The organism is Pseudomonas sp. EA_105y_Pfl2_R69, from assembly GCF_963970915.1.
GTDB lineage: Bacteria > Pseudomonadota > Gammaproteobacteria > Pseudomonadales > Pseudomonadaceae > Aquipseudomonas.
Genome location: NZ_CAXAOO010000003.1, coordinates 344,546 through 362,023 on the forward strand (window position 1 = coordinate 344,546; position 17,478 = coordinate 362,023).

A 17,478-nucleotide genomic window follows, 5' to 3' on the forward strand; every position below is an offset into this window, starting at 1 on the left:
CATTTACAGCTCGTAAACTCGCGTGCGAGCCCAGTCCGTTTTTCGGCCGTTTTTGTGGGGCCGCCATCGGTATTGTCTTGCCTGTCTCGCCTACGTTTTTCAACGGCCTGTTAGTAGGTCTCTTCGAGGCGCTTGTTGTTGTACTGGTTGGCCTGCTCGATCTGTTGCTTGAGCTGCTCCATTTGCTGCTGCGCCTGTGCTGCCTTTTTCGCCTGCAGATCGGCGACGACCGCGGTTTCACCTGCGCCGCAGGCCCCGAGGGCTAGCGTGGCGGTGATTAGCAGCGGGTAGCGAAATTGGCGCATGTTGGGCTCCGGGCAGAGTGGCTGGGCGTGATCGCGCCCTAGAAGGGCTTATGGCGACGGCCGATTATTGCCAGCGCTGGTAGATCAGGTCCAGCTCGCCGTTCTGCCGCAGGCGCTCCAGGGCCGCGGCAAACTGCCCGGCGCGGACGCTGTCGCCCTTGGCGAAGGCCACATAGCGCGGCATTTCCACCAGCGCTTTGGGCAGGATGCGTACGTGCTGTTCGGCACGCTGCTCGCGGACGAAATACATCAGCTGCACCCGGTCGCCGATGATGATGTCGATGCGTCCGGCCAGCAGCATGGAAACCAGTTGCCGCGGGTTCTGTGCGCTGGTGTCGCGGGCCAGGACGGCTTTGTCGAAGTCTGCCTGGTAGGCATAGCCCCGGACCTGGCCAATCACGTAGGGCGACAGATCTTCCAGTTGCACCCAGTCATCGATGGCGGTTTTGCCGGTGGTCATAAAGACCGTGGAACCGGCACGCAGGGGGCCAACCAGTTCATATTTTTGCATGCGCTCCGGGGTACCGGCGAACTGGAAGGCCATGGTCGCCGTGCCGCGGTCGAGCATGCGCTTGACCCGCTCCCAGGGGTAGAGACGCAGTATGTAAGGCAGCCCGGCCTCGGCCAGCACCGCTTCCACCAGTTCGACATCCAGCCCGAGCGGGGTGTCGTTCTCGAGGGCGACATAGCTGTAAGGGGCGAACTGCTCGTCGCCGACCACCCGCCAGGGCTCGGCCTGCACGGCGGATGTGAGCAGCAGCAACAGACACAGGGCAACACTGGGCATGGTGGCCTCCTTCCGGCACTGCGCGATCCCGGGCGCAGTGCACTAATGATGCTAGCCAATGGTGGGGAAAATGCGGCGTCGTCGCGCGATTGCCTGGGCGTGGGGAAGACCCCGCGGCCACGCCGGTGCGCACGGCGCACCCTACCCAGCGCATGCAGTCCCGTTAGCTGTGCATGCAGCAGTTCCTTGTAGGCGCGGGCGGGGCGCGCAGTCCCATGCCCGCGAACCACGCGAGGCCAGACACTTTCGCGGTCATGGACCGCTCCTACAGATGGCACCGATTAGTCCCCTCGCCCCTCCGGGGAGAGGGTTGGGGAGAGGGGAGCATTCGCCGCGTGGCCGCGACTCTTGCGGGAGATCGCGATGCAACGGTTAGGGCTATGTCCCCGTTACCTGTTGCCTGCAGCAATTCCTACAGATGGCGCGGTTTGCTCCCTTCTCCCACCGGGGGAATCTGAGCCGCGCCACGCACCACAGACCTGGGGCATCGCCACAGTCAACGGCCGCACCGCCACAAAAAAGCCCCGGCTGCTGGGCCGGGGCTTGGTTGCAGCAGGCCTGTCAGACCTTGCGCACAAACTCGGACTTCAGCTTCATCGCGCCGATGCCGTCGATCTTGCAGTCGATATCGTGGTCGCCATCGCACAGGCGGATGCCCTTGACCTTGGTGCCGACCTTGACCACCAGCGAGGAGCCCTTGACCTTGAGGTCCTTGATCACGGTGATGGTGTCGCCGTCCTGCAGCACATTGCCGACCGAATCCTTGATCACCTTGGCATCGTCCGCGGCCTCCGCACTGGCGTTGGCCGACCACTCGTGGGCGCACTCCGGGCAGATCAGCAGCTCGCCGTCTGCATAGGTGTATTCGGAATTGCATTTGGGGCAGGCTGGCAACGTGCTCACGCGAGGTCCTCGGCTTGGGAATAATCAAAGCCGCATAGTGTATAGGGTTTTATCGGGTTTTTGGCGGCGCGGATGGTCGCAGACCCGCCATCCGTGGCTCTGCCGCTGAGGGCGGGCGGCCCGCTGCCGCCCGTTGGCCCGCGCGGTGAGGGCGGGGGGCCTACCAGCGGTAGTAGGCCCGGTCGTGGCGATGGTGCTTGCGGTAATGCCGGTGGTGCTTGTGATGACGCGGTTTGTAATAGCGGTGTTCGACCACCACCGGGTAGGGCTCGTAGTACGGGCGGGGCTCGTAATAGACGACCCGGGGTGGTGGCGGTGCCACCTCGACATAGACCGGCGGGGCATGTCGGCTGCTGGCGATCACGCCGCCGACCACGGCCCCGACTACGGCCCCGGTAATCAGCGCGTCGCTGCGCGAGCCATGGTCGGCTGCCGCCTGACCGGCAAAGGCCAGGCTGCCAACAAGCACCGCGATTAAGGGAATGCGGCCAATCATGAGTGAAAATCCTCCAGGGGGTCGGCACGCGCCGGTTAGAACTTTTGACCCTGTGTCCGGAAAAAATTCCACTGGAGATTGTGTAAAGCTTTTGTAAAGAGAATGGCCGGCCGACCAGCGGCGATATCCCTTCGCTGGATAGGGCCGGCCCCGTAGGGTGAGCCGTGCGCACCCTACGGGGCGGCTGCCGAAGCCGTTAGCGCGGTGCCGGCTCGGGCCAATTGAGGGTGCCGCTGTCGCTGAAGCGGCGGGTTCCCAGCAGGCCGCCGGCCAGTTTGCCGCGCAGTTCATAGGGCAGGCCCTTGGCCCCCTGATAGCCCGCCGCGCCCCAGGCCTGACGCATGGCCGAGTAGGCGGAAATGCTCACCGGAATGCTGATGACGGTCTCGCCAAAGCGCGGTACCTGGCCGCTCTGGTTGCTGACGCCGCTGGCCAGCGGCTGCTTGTTGATATCCAGCTGCACGGCCACGCCGTTGAAGTCGATGGGGGTTTCATTGGGGTTCTGCACCCGCAGCTTGAGGGCGAAGCGCACTTCCAGGCCCTGGCCGGGCAAGGGTTCCAGGCCGACCAGGTCGATATGCAGCGGGTCGCGCGGGGCCAGGGTGCTGCAGGCGCTGAGGCCGAGCAGCAGGGCCAGGCCCAGGGGGCGCAGGCACTTGATCAGGGTGTCGGGCATGCTCGGGTTTTCCGTTATGGAGGTCAGGACAGGATAGTAGACCCTGCGTGGCGGCTTTTGCTCACGGCAGCGCCGCCTGATCTGGCGTTACGGGCGGCCTGAGGCCGAGGAGCAGACGGCGATTGCCGCCCGCTGCAAGGGTTGCCCTTGCCGGTGGTGGCCGGGCCAAGCGGTGGCAGCAGGGGGGCGGTGGTGTGTCGAGTGCACGCTGGCAGAACGCCCTGAAGGGGGGGCTGGTGCTGTGCGCTCGGCCCGGGGTTGCCCGGGCCGAGTCGCGGCGAATCAGAAGTGCGCTTTTACCAGCAGGCTGGCGGTGTTCTGATCGGTCGAACCGACGAAGTTGTCGCTGACAAAACCGCCGTCCTGGATGCCGTACTTGTCCTTCCAGTAGTCGTATTCGATGCCGACATACAACTGCTTCTCGCCCCAGTTCATGGCCTTGCCCAGATCGTACTTGATCTGCGGGTTGAAGTGCAGGTTGGCGTGGTAGCTCTCGTCGTTGTCCACCACCCAATCCATGAAGCCGTCGATGACAATGTCGGACTTGCCCACCGGGATGGTGTAGCTCCACACCGGGGTGATCTGCCAGACGTTATCGCCGTCGCGCTTGCCATCCGTCGTCCGGTTGTAGAAGTTCAGCGAGAAATAGTCGAAGCCGGGGATCGCCAGATCGAAGCCCGGGCCAATCAGGTAGGACTCGACATCGTCTTCGCCGAACTCGTAGGTGGCGGCCAGCAGCACGTCCTTGATCGGGCCGAATTCCAGCTTGCTGTCGAACAGCTTGCCGAACGACAGGCGCGGCGAGAACTCGCCGTAGAAGGTGTGGCCGTCGCCCGCGCCATTGGTGGCGTCGGTGTTGTACTTGATGGTGTCGACGAAGAAGAACAGGTCGCCGATAGCCCAGCCGCTGGCGTGTTCGAAGGTGATGGTCTGCTGGATTTCCGGGTCGATCTTGAAATCCTGGCCATAGAGGTAGGTCAGGCTGTTGTTCTGCCAGTGCATCAGGTCGCCGGCGATAGCCTGGCCGCCCGCCAGCAAACCGCCGGCCAGGACCAGGGAGGAAAGGGTACGGTTCATCGAGTGGTGCTCCCCAAAGTGCTGAATTATGGTTTTAAACCTGTCTAAGTGGTCAGGCTGTCGGAGCTTGAGCAAGAACAAGGCCAAGTCCTGCTTCTGTCCACAACACCGCCACGCAGAGCGCTGCGGGCGCGCACTCTAGTGGTTTGCCGGGGAATGTAAATACGCTCATGCACTGATAACTGACCGAATGGACAGTTTCAGCCTTAAGTTGGTGCGCACTGCCCGAGTGCTGGCGGTCAGCTCTGCCGCGGCGTGGTGCCGGCGCGGCGTTTGATCGGCTTGCGCACCGGCTTGTCGCTGCCCGCTACATGCAGGTAGGACATCACGCTTTCGGTCAGTTTGGCGGCCAGTTGCACCGCTTCCTTGTTGCGCGCCATTACCCCAGCGACCAGGCCTTCGATCAAGGCCAGCACCGAGGTATTGGAGCTGATCAGTACCGGGTGATCAGCTGGGGCAAACAGCGCATGTTTGGCGATGGTGGTCAGCGGCGAGGCGGGCGAGTCGGTGATCGCCAGCACGGTCGCGCCGCGTTCGCTGGCAAAGCGCGACAGCTGCAGCGTATCGAGGGAGTAGCGCGGCAGGGAAATCGACAGCAGCACGTCTTGTTCGGTGATGGCGGCCAGGCGGTAGGCGGCGTTTTCGTTGCCGCCTTCCATGCTCACTGCCGTGGCATCGGCGCAGAACGGCACCAGGTTGGCCGCTGCCAGACCGGCCATATAGGCGCTGTTGCCGAAGCCGAGGATGTAGATCTTGCGCGCCTGGATCAGGCAGCTGACAAAGGCTTCGAAAGTGTCCGCGCTGTTATTGGCTCCGGCGGTGGCCAGGTTGCTGCTGGCGATCTGCACCTGCTCGTGCAGGCCGAAGGCACCGTCCGGGCGATGCGCCAGTTCATTGCGCAGTTTGTCTACCGGCGACACCATCTGTTGCAGGGTGCTCACCAGTTCGGCTTTCAGCCCGGTATAACCGCCCAGATCGACGGCTTTTGCCAGACGGTTGACGGCGGCCGCCGAGGTGGCGGTTTCCACCGCCATTTCCTCGATGGTCAGGGTCGCGGCTTTCAGCGGGTGGCGCAGGATAAAGTCGGCCACCTTGCGCAGCGACGGCTGCAAGTGCGGGGCGATTTCCGCCAGTTTGCGCATCACCGGGGCGGCGTAGACAGTTACGTTCTTGGCAGAAGTCGGCATGGATGGGCTTTCAGCACGTTGAAGGATTGGGCGTGCGCGCCGGGTCGGGCGGGCCTGGGTCGTTGCGGCTGAAGTGTATCCGAAGCCGACCGCGGCTGTGGCATTGCACGCGGTCGGCACTGCGGGTGCAGCTTATTTCAGGTTGCCGGCGAGAAACTGCTGCAAACGCTCGGATTTCGGCTGAGCCAGCACTTCGCGCGGGCAGCCGCTTTCTTCGACGCGGCCCTGATGAAGGAACAGCAACTGGTTGGACACCTCGCGGGCAAAGCCCATTTCGTGGGTGACCACCACCATGGTGCGGCCTTCCTGGGCGAGGTCCTGCATGACCTTGAGTACCTCGCCGACCAGTTCCGGGTCCAGCGCCGAGGTCGGCTCGTCGAACAGCATCACCTCAGGCTCCATGGCCAGGGCGCGGGCAATCGCCACACGCTGCTGCTCGCCGCCACTCATATGCGCCGGGTAGGCATCTTTACGATGAGCCACTCCGACCTTGTTCAGGTAGTGTTCGGCCTTTTCCAGAGCGTCCTTCTTGCTCATGCCCAGTACATGCACAGGCGCTTCAATGACGTTGTCCAGGGCGCTCATATGCGACCACAGGTTGAAGTGCTGGAAGACCATCGACAGGCGCGAACGCATGCGTTGCAGCTGTTTGGGGTCGCTGGCCTTGAGCGCGCCACTCGCCTTATGCGACTGCAACTTGAGTTCTTCGTTATTAAGCAGGATGCGCCCGCTGTGCGGTTGCTCCAGCAGGTTGATGCAACGCAGGAAGGTGCTCTTGCCCGAGCCGCTGGAGCCGATGATGCTGGTGACATCGCCAGCCTTGGCGGTCAGGGACACGCCCTTGAGCACTTCATGGGTGCCATAGCGTTTGTGCAGGTTGTCGATTTCCAAGGTGTACATGGCGGCGGATTCTCTTGTTGTTAGTCGGTAAGCAGGCGGCCCTGGCGAATCGGTTGCTGGCCGGCGACCTTGGCCAGCCACAGGCCAGGCTGGGCATAACGCAGACGTTCGCGGGCGTAGAGGATTCCTGAGGTGGTGGCGTGCACCACGGTGTGCTGATCGCTTAGCGGGTCGATCACCTCGAATAGCGTGTCACCGACTATTACCCGTGCGCCCAGCGGTTGCAGAAAACTCACCACGCCAGGGTGCGGCGCGTAGGCGTACTGCGCGCCGGCAAAGGGCGTGGCTTCGCAACAGGAGAAAGGCGCGGCGGGCCAGTCGCCGCTGATCAGCCCTTGGTCTGCGAGAAAGCCGAGAATGTCGTCGGCACTGTGCTGCGCCTGCGTGCGATCGGTGTCGGCCATGCCGCGCAGCTCGATGGTGGTCGCCATACAGGCCAGCGGAATGTTGGCATCCGAATAGCGCTCGGCCAGGCGCAGCCAGGGTACGGCGCAGGCTTCATCGAAGGAATTGCCGCCACTGTCCTCGGCCAGCAGTACCGCACCGGCATGCAGGCGCGCGGCCAGTGGTTTCAGGCTTGGCCAGTGCTGCGGTAAGGCGTAGAGCAGCATGATCGATTCGAAATCGCAGTGCAGGTCGAGTACCACATCGGCGTCGCAGGCTTGTCGCAGCAGCAGGCGGCGCAGGCCTTCCAGCTCCGATCTTGCGGCCGGCAGCTCGGCAATGGCTTGGCGCATCAGGCGGCGAATCAGCTTCACGTTGGCTTGCCCGTCATCACCCAGGCAGCCTTCAAGTTGCGGCACGATCAGCTCGGCCAGCGCGGGAAAGTCGCGGTTGAAGTTCTGCCCGCTGGCCAGATCGAAGCGGCCCTGGTGGGTGGCCTGAAACATCTGCCCGAGGCCAATCGGGTTGGCCACCGGCACCAGTTCGATCACCCCATTGAGCCGGCCTTGTTGTTCCAGTTCGAGTAGCCGCTGTTTGAGTTCCACCGCCACGCGCATACCCGGCAGCTCATCGGCATGCAACGAGGCCTGGATATAAGCTTTGCGCGGGCCGCTGCCAAAACGAAATACCGAGAGCCGGCGTTCTGTTCCCGCTGTGCTCCAGGGCAGCTGGTGCTGAATATGTTCCATGGGTTTCCCTTAGTTCTTGCGCGGGGCCAGGTGGGATAGCCAGCGGCCTTCGGCCAGCTTGAACAGGCGCACCAGGATAAAAGTCAGCACCAGGTAGAACAGCCCGGCGGTGATAAAGGCCTCGAATGGCATGTAGTAGCGCGAGCTGACGGTGCGCGCCGCGCCGGTGATATCGATCAGGGTGACGATCGACGCCAGCGAGGTGGTGTGCAGCATCATGATCACTTCATTGCTGTACTGCGGCAGCGCCCGGCGCAGCGCCGAGGGCAGCAGGATGCGGCGGTACAGGGTGAAGCGCGACATGCCCACGGCTCTAGCTGCTTCGATCTCGCCATGGGGTGTGGCCTTGAGGCTGCCCGCGAGAATTTCCGCCGAGTAGGCGCTGGTATTGATGGCAAATGCCAGGCAGGCGCAGAAGGTGGCGCTGGAGAAATACGGCCACAGCAGGCTCTCACGCACGGCCTCGAATTGCGCCAGGCCGTAATAGATAAGAAACAGCTGCACCAGCATCGGCGTGCCGCGGATTACATAGGTGTAGAGCCAGGCCGGGCCGTTGAGCCAGGGCGTGCGCGCGACGCGCAGCAGTGCCAATGGAATGGCCAGCGTCAGGCCCAGCGCGAGGGCGATAAACAGCAGTTTGAAGGTTACCAACACGCCGCCGCTATACAGCGGCAGGCTGTCGGCAATCACATGGAAATCAAGCACGGTAGAAAGTCTCGCTTAGAGTTCGGCCAGTCGGGTGCCCACGGAGTGGCGTTTCTCCAGCAGGCGCAGGGCCAGCAGGGACACCGTGGTGAGCAACAGGTACAGCGCGGCAACCGCGAGGAAAAAGGTGAACGGTTCGCGGGTGGCGTCGGCGGCGTTCTTGGCCTTGAACATCATGTCCTGCAAGCCCACCACGGAAATCAGCGCGGTGGCCTTGGTCAGCACCAGCCAGTTATTGGTAAAGCCGGGGATGGCGAAGCGGATCATCTGCGGCACCAGAATCCGCCAGAACACCTGCATGCCACTCATGCCGTAGGCCGCACCGGCTTCGGCCTGACCTTTGGCGATGGCCATAAAGGCACCGCGAAAGGTTTCCGAGAGGTAGGCACCGAAGATAAAGCCCATGGTGCAGACCCCCGCGATAAAGGGGTTGATGTCGATGTACTGGTGGTAACCGAACAGCGGTGCCGCGCGGTTCACCAGGTCCTGGCCGCCGTAGAAGATCAGCAGAATCAGTACCAGGTCAGGAATACCGCGAATAATCGTGGCGTAGCCTTCGCCGAGCAATGCCAGCCATTTCAGTGGGGACAGGCGAAACGCTGCACCAACAAGGCCTAGGGTAATCGCCAGGGTCATGGAAGTGAGGGCCAGACTGAGGGTCAGCCAAGCGCCCTCGAGAATGGTCGAGCCGTAGCCGTGGAGCATGGTGGAGGTCCTCACGCAGAGGCCGAATGGCCTGCGCTACAACGAGAAAAAGGTGCCTCGCAGTGGAGGCACCGATGACGCACGAAGGGTGCTTACTTGCCGTAGATATCGAACTCGAAGTACTTGGCTTGCACGTCTTGGTAGGTACCGTTGGCGCGGATGGCGTCAATGGCGGCGCTGAGGCGAGCGGCGTTTTCACTGTCGCCTTTACGCACTGCGATGCCGGCACCGTTACCGAAGTATTTCGGGTCGTTGAAGTCCGGGCCGACCAGGGCGAAACCCTTGCCGGCAGGGGTTTTAATAAAGCCTTCATCGATGTTGATGATGTCCGCCAGGGTGGCGTCCAGACGACCGGAAGCCAGGTCTAGGAAGGCTTCGTTCTGCGAGGCGTAGCGCACCACTTCAATGCCGGCGGCTTCGAATTGGTCAGAGGCGAAACGATCATAGGTGGAGGCGCGCTGTACACCGACCTTCTTGCCCTTGAGATCGACCAGCGGGTCCTTGATTTCGCTACCGGCCTTCATCGCCAGCTTGCCGGGGGTGTGGTAGTACTTTTTGCTGAAATCCACCGATTTCAAGCGGTCTTCGGTGATCGACATGGACGACAGCACGGCGTCGACCTTGCGCACTTTCAGCGATGGAATCAGGCCGTCGAATTCCTGTTCGACCCACTCACATTTGACCTTCATTTCCGCACACAGGGCGTTGCCGATGTCGTAGTCGAAGCCGCTGATCTTGCCGTCTGGGGTTTTGAAGGCGAAGGGTGGGTAGGCCGCCTCGATACCGATGCGCAGGTTGTCCTGGCCGGCGAAGCTGAAGGTGCTGGCGGCGCTGAGCGCCAGAGCGCCGAGAAGTGCGATCTTGTTCATCTTATTGACTCCTTGATGGGGCGGTTTGGGTGTGCGCTGATCGTCATGCCTGGGCCTGCGATCAGCAGGTACTGCCTGCAGCAATGGCTGCGCCAGATGGCGCGGCCTGGGAATTTAGTGTGGCATCGAGTGATATGTTTGTTTTCACAAATTTACTTAATAGAAATATTTGTGTCAAATGCGTTCTGTCGGATAAGTGGCTCAAACCGCTCTAGCACGGTTGATAGCTGCTGGTGAAGATTTTTTTACGTCGTTTGAACGGCTGGAGGTCGGCGCTAAAGGGTTGATTGAGTTTTTCTATTGGTATATAAAATTTCACAAATCGAAATTGTGAAAATTTAAATTCACAGCCGAAAAGCCAGGATTGGCGCGGTGTTCTACCTGCTGCAGGGAGGCGCTGACGGGGCCGGAACACCGGCTCGCACGAATTCTCATAACAAGAGCAATAAGAATGAAAAAGCAGCTGAACAAGCGCGTGGCGGTGGCCGCCCTGATCCTTTCCTGTGCAAGCTCTGCCGCCCTGGCTGAAGGCCATTTACTGGCTGTCGGCGGCATGCTGCGTGCGAGCAATGCGCCGGTGTACGCAAAGTTCATCGAACTGGCGGGCGGGCAGAGAGATGCGCGCATCGTGATCATGCCAACCGCCAGCGGCAGTCAGGGTTCGAGCAAGCGCTTTATGAGTGAGCTGGTGGCCCTGGGCATCCCGGCCGAGCGCATCAGCATCGTCGGTATCGACAAGAGTAACTACCAGGCCACCATGAATGACGCAGCGGTGGTCAAGCCACTGGGCGAGGCCAGCGCGGTGTGGTTTGTCGGTGGCGATCAGGCGCGTATCGCCCGCGCGCTGTTCAATGCCGATGGCAGCCCGTCGTTGCTGATGCAGGCAGTGCGCAAGGTGTATGACAAGGGCGGCGTGGTCGCCGGTACCAGCGCTGGTGCCAGCATCCTCGGCGCGCAAATGCCCACGGCTTATGGCGTGGTCATGGATACCCTGGATTTCGGCGTGGCCAGCAAGGCCGACCAGCGTGGCGCGGCGGTGCTCAAAGGCTCGGGCCTGTTCAGCGGCGGCATCATCGATCAGCACCTCGACCAGATTGAGGAAACCAGCACCGGCCGCGCCGCGCGCATGGCGGCTTACCTCGCCGGGCAACCGGTGAGTAAGGGTTTTGGCCTGGATACCAACACCGCCATGTGGGTAAACCCCGAAGGTCAGGTGCAGGTGCTTGGCGAGGGTTATCTGACCGTGATGGACGCCAGCCAGGCCGAGAAGACCTTCGGTGTCTACGGCACCCAGTTGAGCAATGTGCGCCTGGCCATGCTCGGTAACGGCGATCGCTATGACCTGGCTAGCGGCAAGGTGCAGCCTGCCGAAGGCAAAGCCGGCATTGAAGCCGGCAACGAATACCTGGTGGGCAACCAGCTGATCACCGATCTGTCCGCCGTTTCGGCAATTGGCCGGGCAGTGCTCTATGGCCTGGCGGACAACACTGCGATGCGTCAGGTCGGCCTGATGACTCGCTACAACCCGCTCACCGGCTACCACTACGGTTACCGCTTCGAGTTCAGTAAAACCGCTGACTTCAGTGCCCACAGCCAGTTCTACGATTCGCTGACCAACTACAGCGTCAGCGGTGTGCGCCTGGATATTCGCCCGGTCAACGCCAACCTCGGCGACCCGGCGAGCAGCGCGCCGCAAGATGCCGACACCGGCGCGGCGGGCGATGCGATTCGTGCCGTCAGCTTTCGTGGTCTGATGACCCTCAACGAGCAGAACGCCTTCGAGCCGCAACGGCCGATTACCCGCCTGGAGCTGGCCAACGCCCTGCAGATGACCCTGGCCGCCGAGCCCAAACTGGATGCGCTGCCCAAACTCACTGATATCGGTGCGGATGCCCCGATGCGCGATCAGCTCAATGCGGTGCTTTCCAATGGCTGGATGACCAGCGCTGATGCCTTTGCCGGCAGTCAGCCGGTCACTCGCAAGGAGTGGGCGCTGGCCTGCAAGGCGCTGGTGGAGCGTTATCAGGGCATCAGCCTGGCTAAAACCGCCGCGCTAAGCGACCTCGGTGGTGTTGATAAAGCCTTCGCCGAAGCTGCCAGCCTGGCGGTGGGCGAGGGCTGGTTGCAGGCTGATAAGGGCCGCTTCAAGCCGAATGCGCCGGTGACGCGAGCCGAAGTGGCGCAGACGCTGGCCAAGGTCAGTGGCTTGCTCAAGTGATGACCTAAGTCGCTCAGCGCCGCTTTGTCCACGGCGCTGATTCCCTAATCCGAATTCAAGCAAGAGCCCTGTATGCAAATCAGCAGGTTGGAATCGTTCGCCCTGGAAAAGCTGTTGCAGCCCCAGAGCAGTCACGCTTTAGCCGTCACGCAGCCTGCGCTGCGGGTGCTTGAGCGAGTGCAAACCGCAGCTGGCTTCTACTCGATTATCCAATTGCCGGCGAGCCTGCGGGCGCTTCAGGACAGTACCGAGCTGGAATGGCCGTTCAAGCTCAAACGGTTGAAAGCAAAAGGTTATTTCGTTTGCTGGGCTGAGTCTGAAACGACTCTGTGCCTGGAGGCTGTGATCAGCAAGGGCGTGTGCCCGCCCGAACTGTCGCTGGAGCAGTTTGCTTAGCGCCAGTGCTGCAAGGAATGCGTCGCTACCCGCGACGGATTTTCGAGATGTTCAATAAAAAAACCAATGGAGTAAGCCATGAAAGTCGTAAAACTGAGCCTGATCGCCCTGGCGGTCGCTGCCGGGGCGCAATTCGCCGTCGCCGGCGAGCAGCAGGATTCCAAGGGCTTTATCGAAGACAGCAGCCTGAAACTGCTGAACCGCAACCTCTATATGCAGCGCAACTTCGTCAACAGCCAGCGCAATACCCGTGAAGAGTGGGCGCATGGCATGCACCTGAACTACGCCTCCGGCTTTACCCAAGGCACCGTCGGCTTCGGTGTCGATGCTCATGCATACGGCGGCATCAAGCTTGATGGCGGGCGTGGCAGCGTGGGTAACGGCATCCTGCCGGTTGACGGTGATGGTCGCATCGAAGACAACACTGGTGAACTGGGCGGTGCGGTCAAGGCGCATATTTCCTCCACCGAGCTGAAGTTTGGTGAGCAGCGCCCAACGGCACCGGTTTTCGCTACTGCCGATTCACGTTTGCTGCCGGAAACCGCCACGGGCTTCCAGCTGTTCAGCAACGAAATCGACAACCTGTCGCTTGAGGCGGGCCACTTCACCGCGATCAACCGTCGCAACTCGAGCAATTCCGATGGCGAGCTGACCAGTGAATACGCCGAAGTCGAGGCGCGCAGCGTCGATTTCGTCGGCGGTACCTACAGCTTCACCGACAACCTCAGTGTGGCGCTCTACGCCAGCGAAGCCGAAGACATCTGGCGTCAGTACTTCACCAACGTCTACTACAGCATCCCGTTGTCCGACGAGCAGTCGCTGAACTTCGATCTGGTGGCGTACAAGACCGATGATCAGGGCGATGCCCTGGCAGGCGAGCTGGATACCCTGACCTACTCGCTGAAGACGGCCTACAGCTTCGGCGCGCACAAGCTCAGCCTGGCGTACCAGAAGGTCAATGGCGACGAGTTCTTCGACTACATCGGTGGCGACTCGATCTGGCTGGCCAACTCGGTGCAGTACTCCGACTTCAACGCCCCGAACGAGCGCTCCTTCCAGGCACGTTACGACCTCAATATGGCGACTTTCGGCGTGCCGGGCCTGAGCTTTATGGCGCGCTACATCAAAGGTGACCAGATCGATGGCACCAAGGCTGATCCTAATGGTGCCTTTGCTGGTTGGGCTGGCGACAACGAGAAGCACTGGGAGCGCGACCTTGAAGCCAAGTACGTGGTGCAGTCCGGTGCTGCTAAGGATCTGTCTCTGCGCTTGCGTCAGGCCACCCATCGCTCCACAGCTTTTGACAATGATCTGCAGGACGTACGCCTGATCATCGAGTACCCGCTGAGCCTGCTGTAACGGTGTTGTACCCAGCCCCCGATTGCATCCCGGGGGCTGTGAAACCTCGAGCCTTGAAGGTCTTTTCCATGCTCCTTTGACCTGGCGGCACCCGCGGGTGCCGTTTTTTTCCAGCGGCCTTATGCAGCGCTACCTAATGAGAGCAACAGCATGCGTATTGTTCTGCCTCTGATTCTTTACCTGCTGGCCTTTGGGCTGCAGGCGCAACCCTTGCGTATCGCCATGGAGGGCCAGTTTCCGCCCTTCGAGGAAGTCGATGCAGCGGGCCAATTGCGCGGCTTCAATGTCGATATCGCCCAGGCCCTGTGTCAGGCCATGGCGGCGGACTGTCAGTTGGTCCGCTTTGCCTGGGACGATCTGATTCCGGCGCTCGAGGAGCAGCGCGCGGACCTGATTCTGGCGTCCATGTCGATCACCGCGCAGCGCGCCGAGCGTGTGGATTTCACCGCCAAATACGCCCAGACCCCGGCGTTCTTCTTCGCCCGCAAGGGCCTGGTCAACGAAGTAATCGTCACCCCTCGGCGTATAGCCGGCAAACGCCTGGGCGTGCAGCGCGATACCACCTACGACCGTTTCCTTACCGACAAATACCAGCGGCATACCGAGGTGCTGCGCTTCGATTCCGCCGAGGTCATGTACCAGGCGCTCGGCGAGGGACGCGTCGAGCTGGTGCTGGATGACGCGGTGTCCGGCTATTTCGGCTTTCTCGACACGGACCAGGGCCAGGGTTTCGAGCAGGTCGGCAACAAGGTGGTCGCCCCCAAGCACTTTGGCAAAGGCCAGGGCATCGCCGTGCGCAAGGGTGACCAGGTTCTGCGGGAACGCCTGGATAGGGCGCTCAGCGTGATTCTCAGCAACGGCGTCTACAAGCGCATCGAGAAGCAGTACTTCAAGCAGTTCTCGGTTTACTAGCGAGGTGTTTCCCACTCAAGAAGCCAGGCGTTATCTGCAGCAGTTCCCGTTTTACAACACCCATAACAAGCGTGCGCCGAGCGCACATCGGAGAACTCGAAAATGATGGTTAGCAAAATCTTGCGTTGCACCCTGTTTCTACTCGCGCTGTTGCCCATGGCGGGCTACGGGGCCGGCCCGCTGGTACTGATCGGCGGGGCGATCAAGGATGACAATGCGGCGATCTACCAGCGCCTGATTCAACTGGCCGGTGGTAGCGGCCAGGCGCGTATTGGCGTGATCACCGCCGCTTCAATCCCGTCCAGCCAGGACCCCGATGCCGGCACCGCGAATGCGCGTAACGCCCAGGCCAACGGCGAGTTCTACGCCGAACTGCTGAAGACCTACGGTGCGGCCGATGCCCAGTGGATCCCCATCGACCTGGATAACATCAGCAATAACAGCAACCCGCAGGTGGTCGCGCAGATCAACGGCATGACCGGCTTCTTCTTCGGCGGTGGCGACCAGTCGCGTCTGACCCAGACCCTGCAAACCGCGACCCGTGCCGACAGTCCAGCATTGGCGGCCATTCGTGCGCGGCATAACGCCGGCGCGGTACTGGCGGGCACCAGTGCCGGCACCGCGATCATGGTGCAGGGGCCGATGATCACCGGTGGTGAAAGTTACGAAGCGCTGCGTTATGGCGTGTACACCTCGCCGGGCGGTGACGATCTGTCCTATGACATGCAGGGTGGTTTTGGCTTCTTCAATTACGGCTTGCTCGATACCCATTTCAGCGAGCGCGGCCGTCAGGGCCGGATCGTGCGCCTGGCCGACTACACCCAGGTGCCCTTTGCCTTCGGCGTGGATGAAAACACCGCCTTGCTGGTGCAGCACAACCCGACCCTGGGTCAGGTGGAAATGGAGGTGGTCGGTGAAAACGGCGTATTTATCTTCGACCTGCGTAACAAGGAACGCGGCACCGGCAGCAGCTATGCGCTCTACGATGTGCTGGGCAGCTACCTGACCGCCGGTGATCGCTACCGCCCGGTAACCGGCCAGTTTGTCATAGCCAGCGGCAAGACCAGCCTGCGTGGCCGTGAGCGTTACAGTTCGGCGCTGACCGCCACCACCGATATTTTCAGCAGCCCGAACAACAGCACCACGGCTGGCCGGCGCAAACCGCGCGAGTTCGTCAAGGTCAGTGCCGACCTGTTCGACAGCCGCGTGACCAGCACCCTGGGGCGCACCTATGAAAGCAACCCGCGCTTTCGCGTCGACCTGATCAAAAGCAGTCAGTTCGACAGCCACGGCTACCAGGGCGCTATCGGCGGCAAGAGCATGCTGTCCTATCTGCGTTTGCTGATGGATTTCCGGCCTAACTGAGCCGGCCTTTAACGCCGCAGGCTCAGGCTCAGAACGAGTCGATGATGCGCCCCAGCACGGCCATGGCCTGTTCGCTCTGGACGCTCCAGGGATGGCCGTAGTTCAAGCGCGCGCAATTGCCGAAGCGCCGGGTGGCGGAGAAGATCGGCCCCGGGGCCAGGCTGATGCCCTGGGCCAGGGCCAGCTGGAACAGCTGCAGCGAGTCGACCTGCTCGGGGAACTCGAACCAGAGAAAATAGCCACCGCTGGGCCGGGTCACCTTGGTGCTGGCGGGAAAGTGCCGCGCCGCCGAGGCGAGCATCGAGGCCTGCTGGGTTTCCAGGGCGTGGCGCAGCTTGCGCAGGTGGCGGTCATAACCGCCGTGTTGCAGGTAGTCGGCCAGGGCGGCCTGGGCCGGCACCGAAGGCGAGATGGTGGTCATCAGCTTGAGCCGGCTGATCTGCTCGGCATAGCGTCCGCCGGCCACCCAGCCAACCCGGTAGCCGGGGGCCAGGCATTTGGAAAACGAGCCGCAGTGCATCACCAGGCCGTCGCGGTCGAAGCTCTTCACCGGCTTGGGCGGCTGGCTACCGAAGTACAGTTCGGCGTACACGTCATCCTCGATCAGCGGCACCTGATGGCGGTGTAGCAGCTCGTACAGCTCGGCTTTCTTCGCCTCGCTCATGCTCGCGCCCAGGGGGTTCTGCAGGCTGCTCATAAACCAGCAGGCCTTGATCGGCAGGCTGGCCAGGCGCTCGCTCAGCACCTCCAGGTCGATGCCTTCGCGCGGGTTGACCGGGATTTCCACCGCCTTGAGCTTTAAGCGCTCCAGCACCTGCAGGGTGGCGTAGAAGGCGGGAGCCTCGATGGCCACCAGATCGCCCGGCTGGGTCACGCATTGCAGGCACAGGTTCAGCGCTTCCATGGCCCCGCTGGTGATCACCAGTTCCTCCAGCGCCAGCCTCACGCCGCTGACCATATAACGCAGGGCGATCTGCCGGCGCAGGTTGGGGTTGCCCTCGGTCATATCGGCGATCACCGCCTGCGGCTGCATATCGCGCAGGCTGTGCGCCATGGAGCGGGCCAGACGCGGCAGGGGAAACAGGTCGGGGCTGGGGAAGGCCGAGCCGAACGGCACGGTGTCCGGGTCCTTCAGCGAGGCGAGTACCGAGAACACCAGTTCGCTGACACCCACCTCGGTGGTCTGCGTCGGTTGCTGGCTGGTTTCCGGTTCGGCCAGCGAATGCCGCGCCAGCTCGCGGACGAAGTAGCCGGAGCGAGCGCGGGCCTGGACCAGGCCACGGTCTTCCAGCAGGTAATAAGCCTGGAACACCGTGGACGGGCTGACCCCATAGGTACGGCTGGCATGGCGTACCGACGGCACCTTCTCGCCGGGGGCGAGCATGCCGCTGCGGATCAGTTCGGCAATCTGGTCGGCGAATTTCTCGTAGCGTTTCATCGTATTCGTAGGGGCGCTCAGCAGATCAGCGCACTCTACGGGGAGTT

The 17,478-nt window shown here is 62.1% G+C and carries 18 protein-coding genes; 5 read left to right on the forward strand and 13 right to left on the reverse strand.

Going from position 1 to position 17,478, the window contains the following annotated elements; all coding sequences use genetic code 11:
• Positions 1-110: 110 nt before the first annotated feature.
• From AACY13_RS10935 to AACY13_RS10990, 12 genes are all read right to left on the reverse strand, one after another.
• A complete protein-coding gene (locus tag AACY13_RS10935; protein ID WP_339461425.1) occupies positions 111-305 on the reverse strand; it encodes a hypothetical protein in 195 nt (64 codons plus the stop codon).
• A 64-nt stretch (positions 306-369) separates the two neighbouring features.
• On the reverse strand, positions 370-1,092 hold the full coding sequence (locus AACY13_RS10940) for a substrate-binding periplasmic protein (protein WP_339461426.1): 723 nt from the start codon (positions 1,090-1,092) through the stop codon (positions 370-372).
• Between the two features lie 561 nt (positions 1,093-1,653).
• On the reverse strand, positions 1,654-1,995 hold the full coding sequence (locus AACY13_RS10945) for a zinc ribbon domain-containing protein YjdM (RefSeq protein WP_339461428.1): 342 nt from the start codon (positions 1,993-1,995) through the stop codon (positions 1,654-1,656).
• Between the two features lie 160 nt (positions 1,996-2,155).
• Positions 2,156-2,491 carry a hypothetical protein gene (locus AACY13_RS10950; protein ID WP_339461430.1) on the reverse strand — a complete coding sequence of 112 codons (336 nt, stop codon included), beginning with the start codon at positions 2,489-2,491 and terminating at the stop codon, positions 2,156-2,158.
• Positions 2,492-2,687: 196 nt separating this feature from the next.
• Positions 2,688-3,167 (reverse strand): LEA type 2 family protein, encoded by a 480-nt coding sequence (locus tag AACY13_RS10955; RefSeq protein WP_339461431.1) that lies wholly within the window; start codon positions 3,165-3,167, stop codon positions 2,688-2,690.
• A 282-nt stretch (positions 3,168-3,449) separates the two neighbouring features.
• Positions 3,450-4,244: an outer membrane protein OmpK gene (locus tag AACY13_RS10960; protein ID WP_339461433.1), complete on the reverse strand. Its 795-nt coding sequence runs from the start codon at positions 4,242-4,244 to the stop codon at positions 3,450-3,452.
• 239 nt (positions 4,245-4,483) lie between these two features.
• Positions 4,484-5,431, reverse strand: a complete 948-nt coding sequence (locus AACY13_RS10965) for a MurR/RpiR family transcriptional regulator (protein WP_339461435.1) — start codon at positions 5,429-5,431, stop codon at positions 4,484-4,486.
• Between the two features lie 132 nt (positions 5,432-5,563).
• Entirely contained in the window at positions 5,564-6,331 is a 768-nt protein-coding gene (locus AACY13_RS10970; RefSeq protein WP_339461436.1) for an ABC transporter ATP-binding protein, read from the reverse strand.
• A gap of 20 nt (positions 6,332-6,351) precedes the next feature.
• Positions 6,352-7,464, reverse strand: a complete 1,113-nt coding sequence (locus tag AACY13_RS10975) for a succinylglutamate desuccinylase/aspartoacylase family protein (RefSeq protein ID WP_339461437.1) — start codon at positions 7,462-7,464, stop codon at positions 6,352-6,354.
• A gap of 9 nt (positions 7,465-7,473) precedes the next feature.
• Positions 7,474-8,169: an ABC transporter permease gene (locus AACY13_RS10980; protein ID WP_339461439.1), complete on the reverse strand. Its 696-nt coding sequence runs from the start codon at positions 8,167-8,169 to the stop codon at positions 7,474-7,476.
• A gap of 15 nt (positions 8,170-8,184) precedes the next feature.
• Complete coding sequence (locus tag AACY13_RS10985) at positions 8,185-8,874, reverse strand: ABC transporter permease (RefSeq protein WP_339461440.1); 690 nt, start codon at positions 8,872-8,874, stop codon at positions 8,185-8,187.
• Positions 8,875-8,966: 92 nt separating this feature from the next.
• Positions 8,967-9,743, reverse strand: coding sequence for an ABC transporter substrate-binding protein (locus AACY13_RS10990; RefSeq protein ID WP_339461442.1), 777 nt, complete (start codon positions 9,741-9,743; stop codon positions 8,967-8,969).
• Between the two features lie 451 nt (positions 9,744-10,194).
• Between AACY13_RS10990 and AACY13_RS10995 the strand changes: the two genes are divergently transcribed.
• From AACY13_RS10995 to AACY13_RS11015, 5 genes are all read left to right on the forward strand, one after another.
• Positions 10,195-11,961: a cyanophycinase gene (locus AACY13_RS10995; RefSeq protein ID WP_339461443.1), complete on the forward strand. Its 1,767-nt coding sequence runs from the start codon at positions 10,195-10,197 to the stop codon at positions 11,959-11,961.
• A gap of 72 nt (positions 11,962-12,033) precedes the next feature.
• Positions 12,034-12,357, forward strand: a complete 324-nt coding sequence (locus tag AACY13_RS11000) for a hypothetical protein (RefSeq protein WP_339461444.1) — start codon at positions 12,034-12,036, stop codon at positions 12,355-12,357.
• A gap of 78 nt (positions 12,358-12,435) precedes the next feature.
• Positions 12,436-13,716: an OprD family porin gene (locus AACY13_RS11005; protein WP_339461446.1), complete on the forward strand. Its 1,281-nt coding sequence runs from the start codon at positions 12,436-12,438 to the stop codon at positions 13,714-13,716.
• 150 nt (positions 13,717-13,866) lie between these two features.
• Positions 13,867-14,628, forward strand: coding sequence for a transporter substrate-binding domain-containing protein (locus tag AACY13_RS11010; protein ID WP_339461447.1), 762 nt, complete (start codon positions 13,867-13,869; stop codon positions 14,626-14,628).
• A 102-nt stretch (positions 14,629-14,730) separates the two neighbouring features.
• A complete protein-coding gene (locus tag AACY13_RS11015) occupies positions 14,731-15,993 on the forward strand; it encodes a cyanophycinase (RefSeq protein WP_339461449.1) in 1,263 nt (420 codons plus the stop codon).
• A 28-nt stretch (positions 15,994-16,021) separates the two neighbouring features.
• Here AACY13_RS11015 and mapR read toward each other — a convergent pair whose 3' ends face one another.
• Positions 16,022-17,431, reverse strand: a complete 1,410-nt coding sequence (gene mapR / locus AACY13_RS11020) for a GntR family transcriptional regulator MpaR (protein WP_339461451.1) — start codon at positions 17,429-17,431, stop codon at positions 16,022-16,024.
• Positions 17,432-17,478 lie beyond the last annotated feature (47 nt).

Coding starts and splice junctions, on each gene's coding strand:
- AACY13_RS10935 (WP_339461425.1), bottom strand. CDS start 305: ATGCGCCAATTTCGCTACCCGCTGCTAATCACCGCCACGCTAGCCCTC.
- AACY13_RS10940 (WP_339461426.1), bottom strand. CDS start 1,092: ATGCCCAGTGTTGCCCTGTGTCTGTTGCTGCTGCTCACATCCGCCGTG.
- AACY13_RS10950 (WP_339461430.1), bottom strand. CDS start 2,491: ATGATTGGCCGCATTCCCTTAATCGCGGTGCTTGTTGGCAGCCTGGCC.
- AACY13_RS10955 (WP_339461431.1), bottom strand. CDS start 3,167: ATGCCCGACACCCTGATCAAGTGCCTGCGCCCCCTGGGCCTGGCCCTG.
- AACY13_RS10960 (WP_339461433.1), bottom strand. CDS start 4,244: ATGAACCGTACCCTTTCCTCCCTGGTCCTGGCCGGCGGTTTGCTGGCG.
- AACY13_RS10965 (WP_339461435.1), bottom strand. CDS start 5,431: ATGCCGACTTCTGCCAAGAACGTAACTGTCTACGCCGCCCCGGTGATG.
- AACY13_RS10970 (WP_339461436.1), bottom strand. CDS start 6,331: ATGTACACCTTGGAAATCGACAACCTGCACAAACGCTATGGCACCCAT.
- AACY13_RS10975 (WP_339461437.1), bottom strand. CDS start 7,464: ATGGAACATATTCAGCACCAGCTGCCCTGGAGCACAGCGGGAACAGAA.
- AACY13_RS10985 (WP_339461440.1), bottom strand. CDS start 8,874: ATGCTCCACGGCTACGGCTCGACCATTCTCGAGGGCGCTTGGCTGACC.
- AACY13_RS10990 (WP_339461442.1), bottom strand. CDS start 9,743: ATGAACAAGATCGCACTTCTCGGCGCTCTGGCGCTCAGCGCCGCCAGC.
- AACY13_RS10995 (WP_339461443.1), top strand. CDS start 10,195: ATGAAAAAGCAGCTGAACAAGCGCGTGGCGGTGGCCGCCCTGATCCTT.
- AACY13_RS11000 (WP_339461444.1), top strand. CDS start 12,034: ATGCAAATCAGCAGGTTGGAATCGTTCGCCCTGGAAAAGCTGTTGCAG.
- AACY13_RS11005 (WP_339461446.1), top strand. CDS start 12,436: ATGAAAGTCGTAAAACTGAGCCTGATCGCCCTGGCGGTCGCTGCCGGG.
- AACY13_RS11010 (WP_339461447.1), top strand. CDS start 13,867: ATGCGTATTGTTCTGCCTCTGATTCTTTACCTGCTGGCCTTTGGGCTG.
- AACY13_RS11015 (WP_339461449.1), top strand. CDS start 14,731: ATGATGGTTAGCAAAATCTTGCGTTGCACCCTGTTTCTACTCGCGCTG.
- mapR (WP_339461451.1), bottom strand. CDS start 17,431: ATGAAACGCTACGAGAAATTCGCCGACCAGATTGCCGAACTGATCCGC.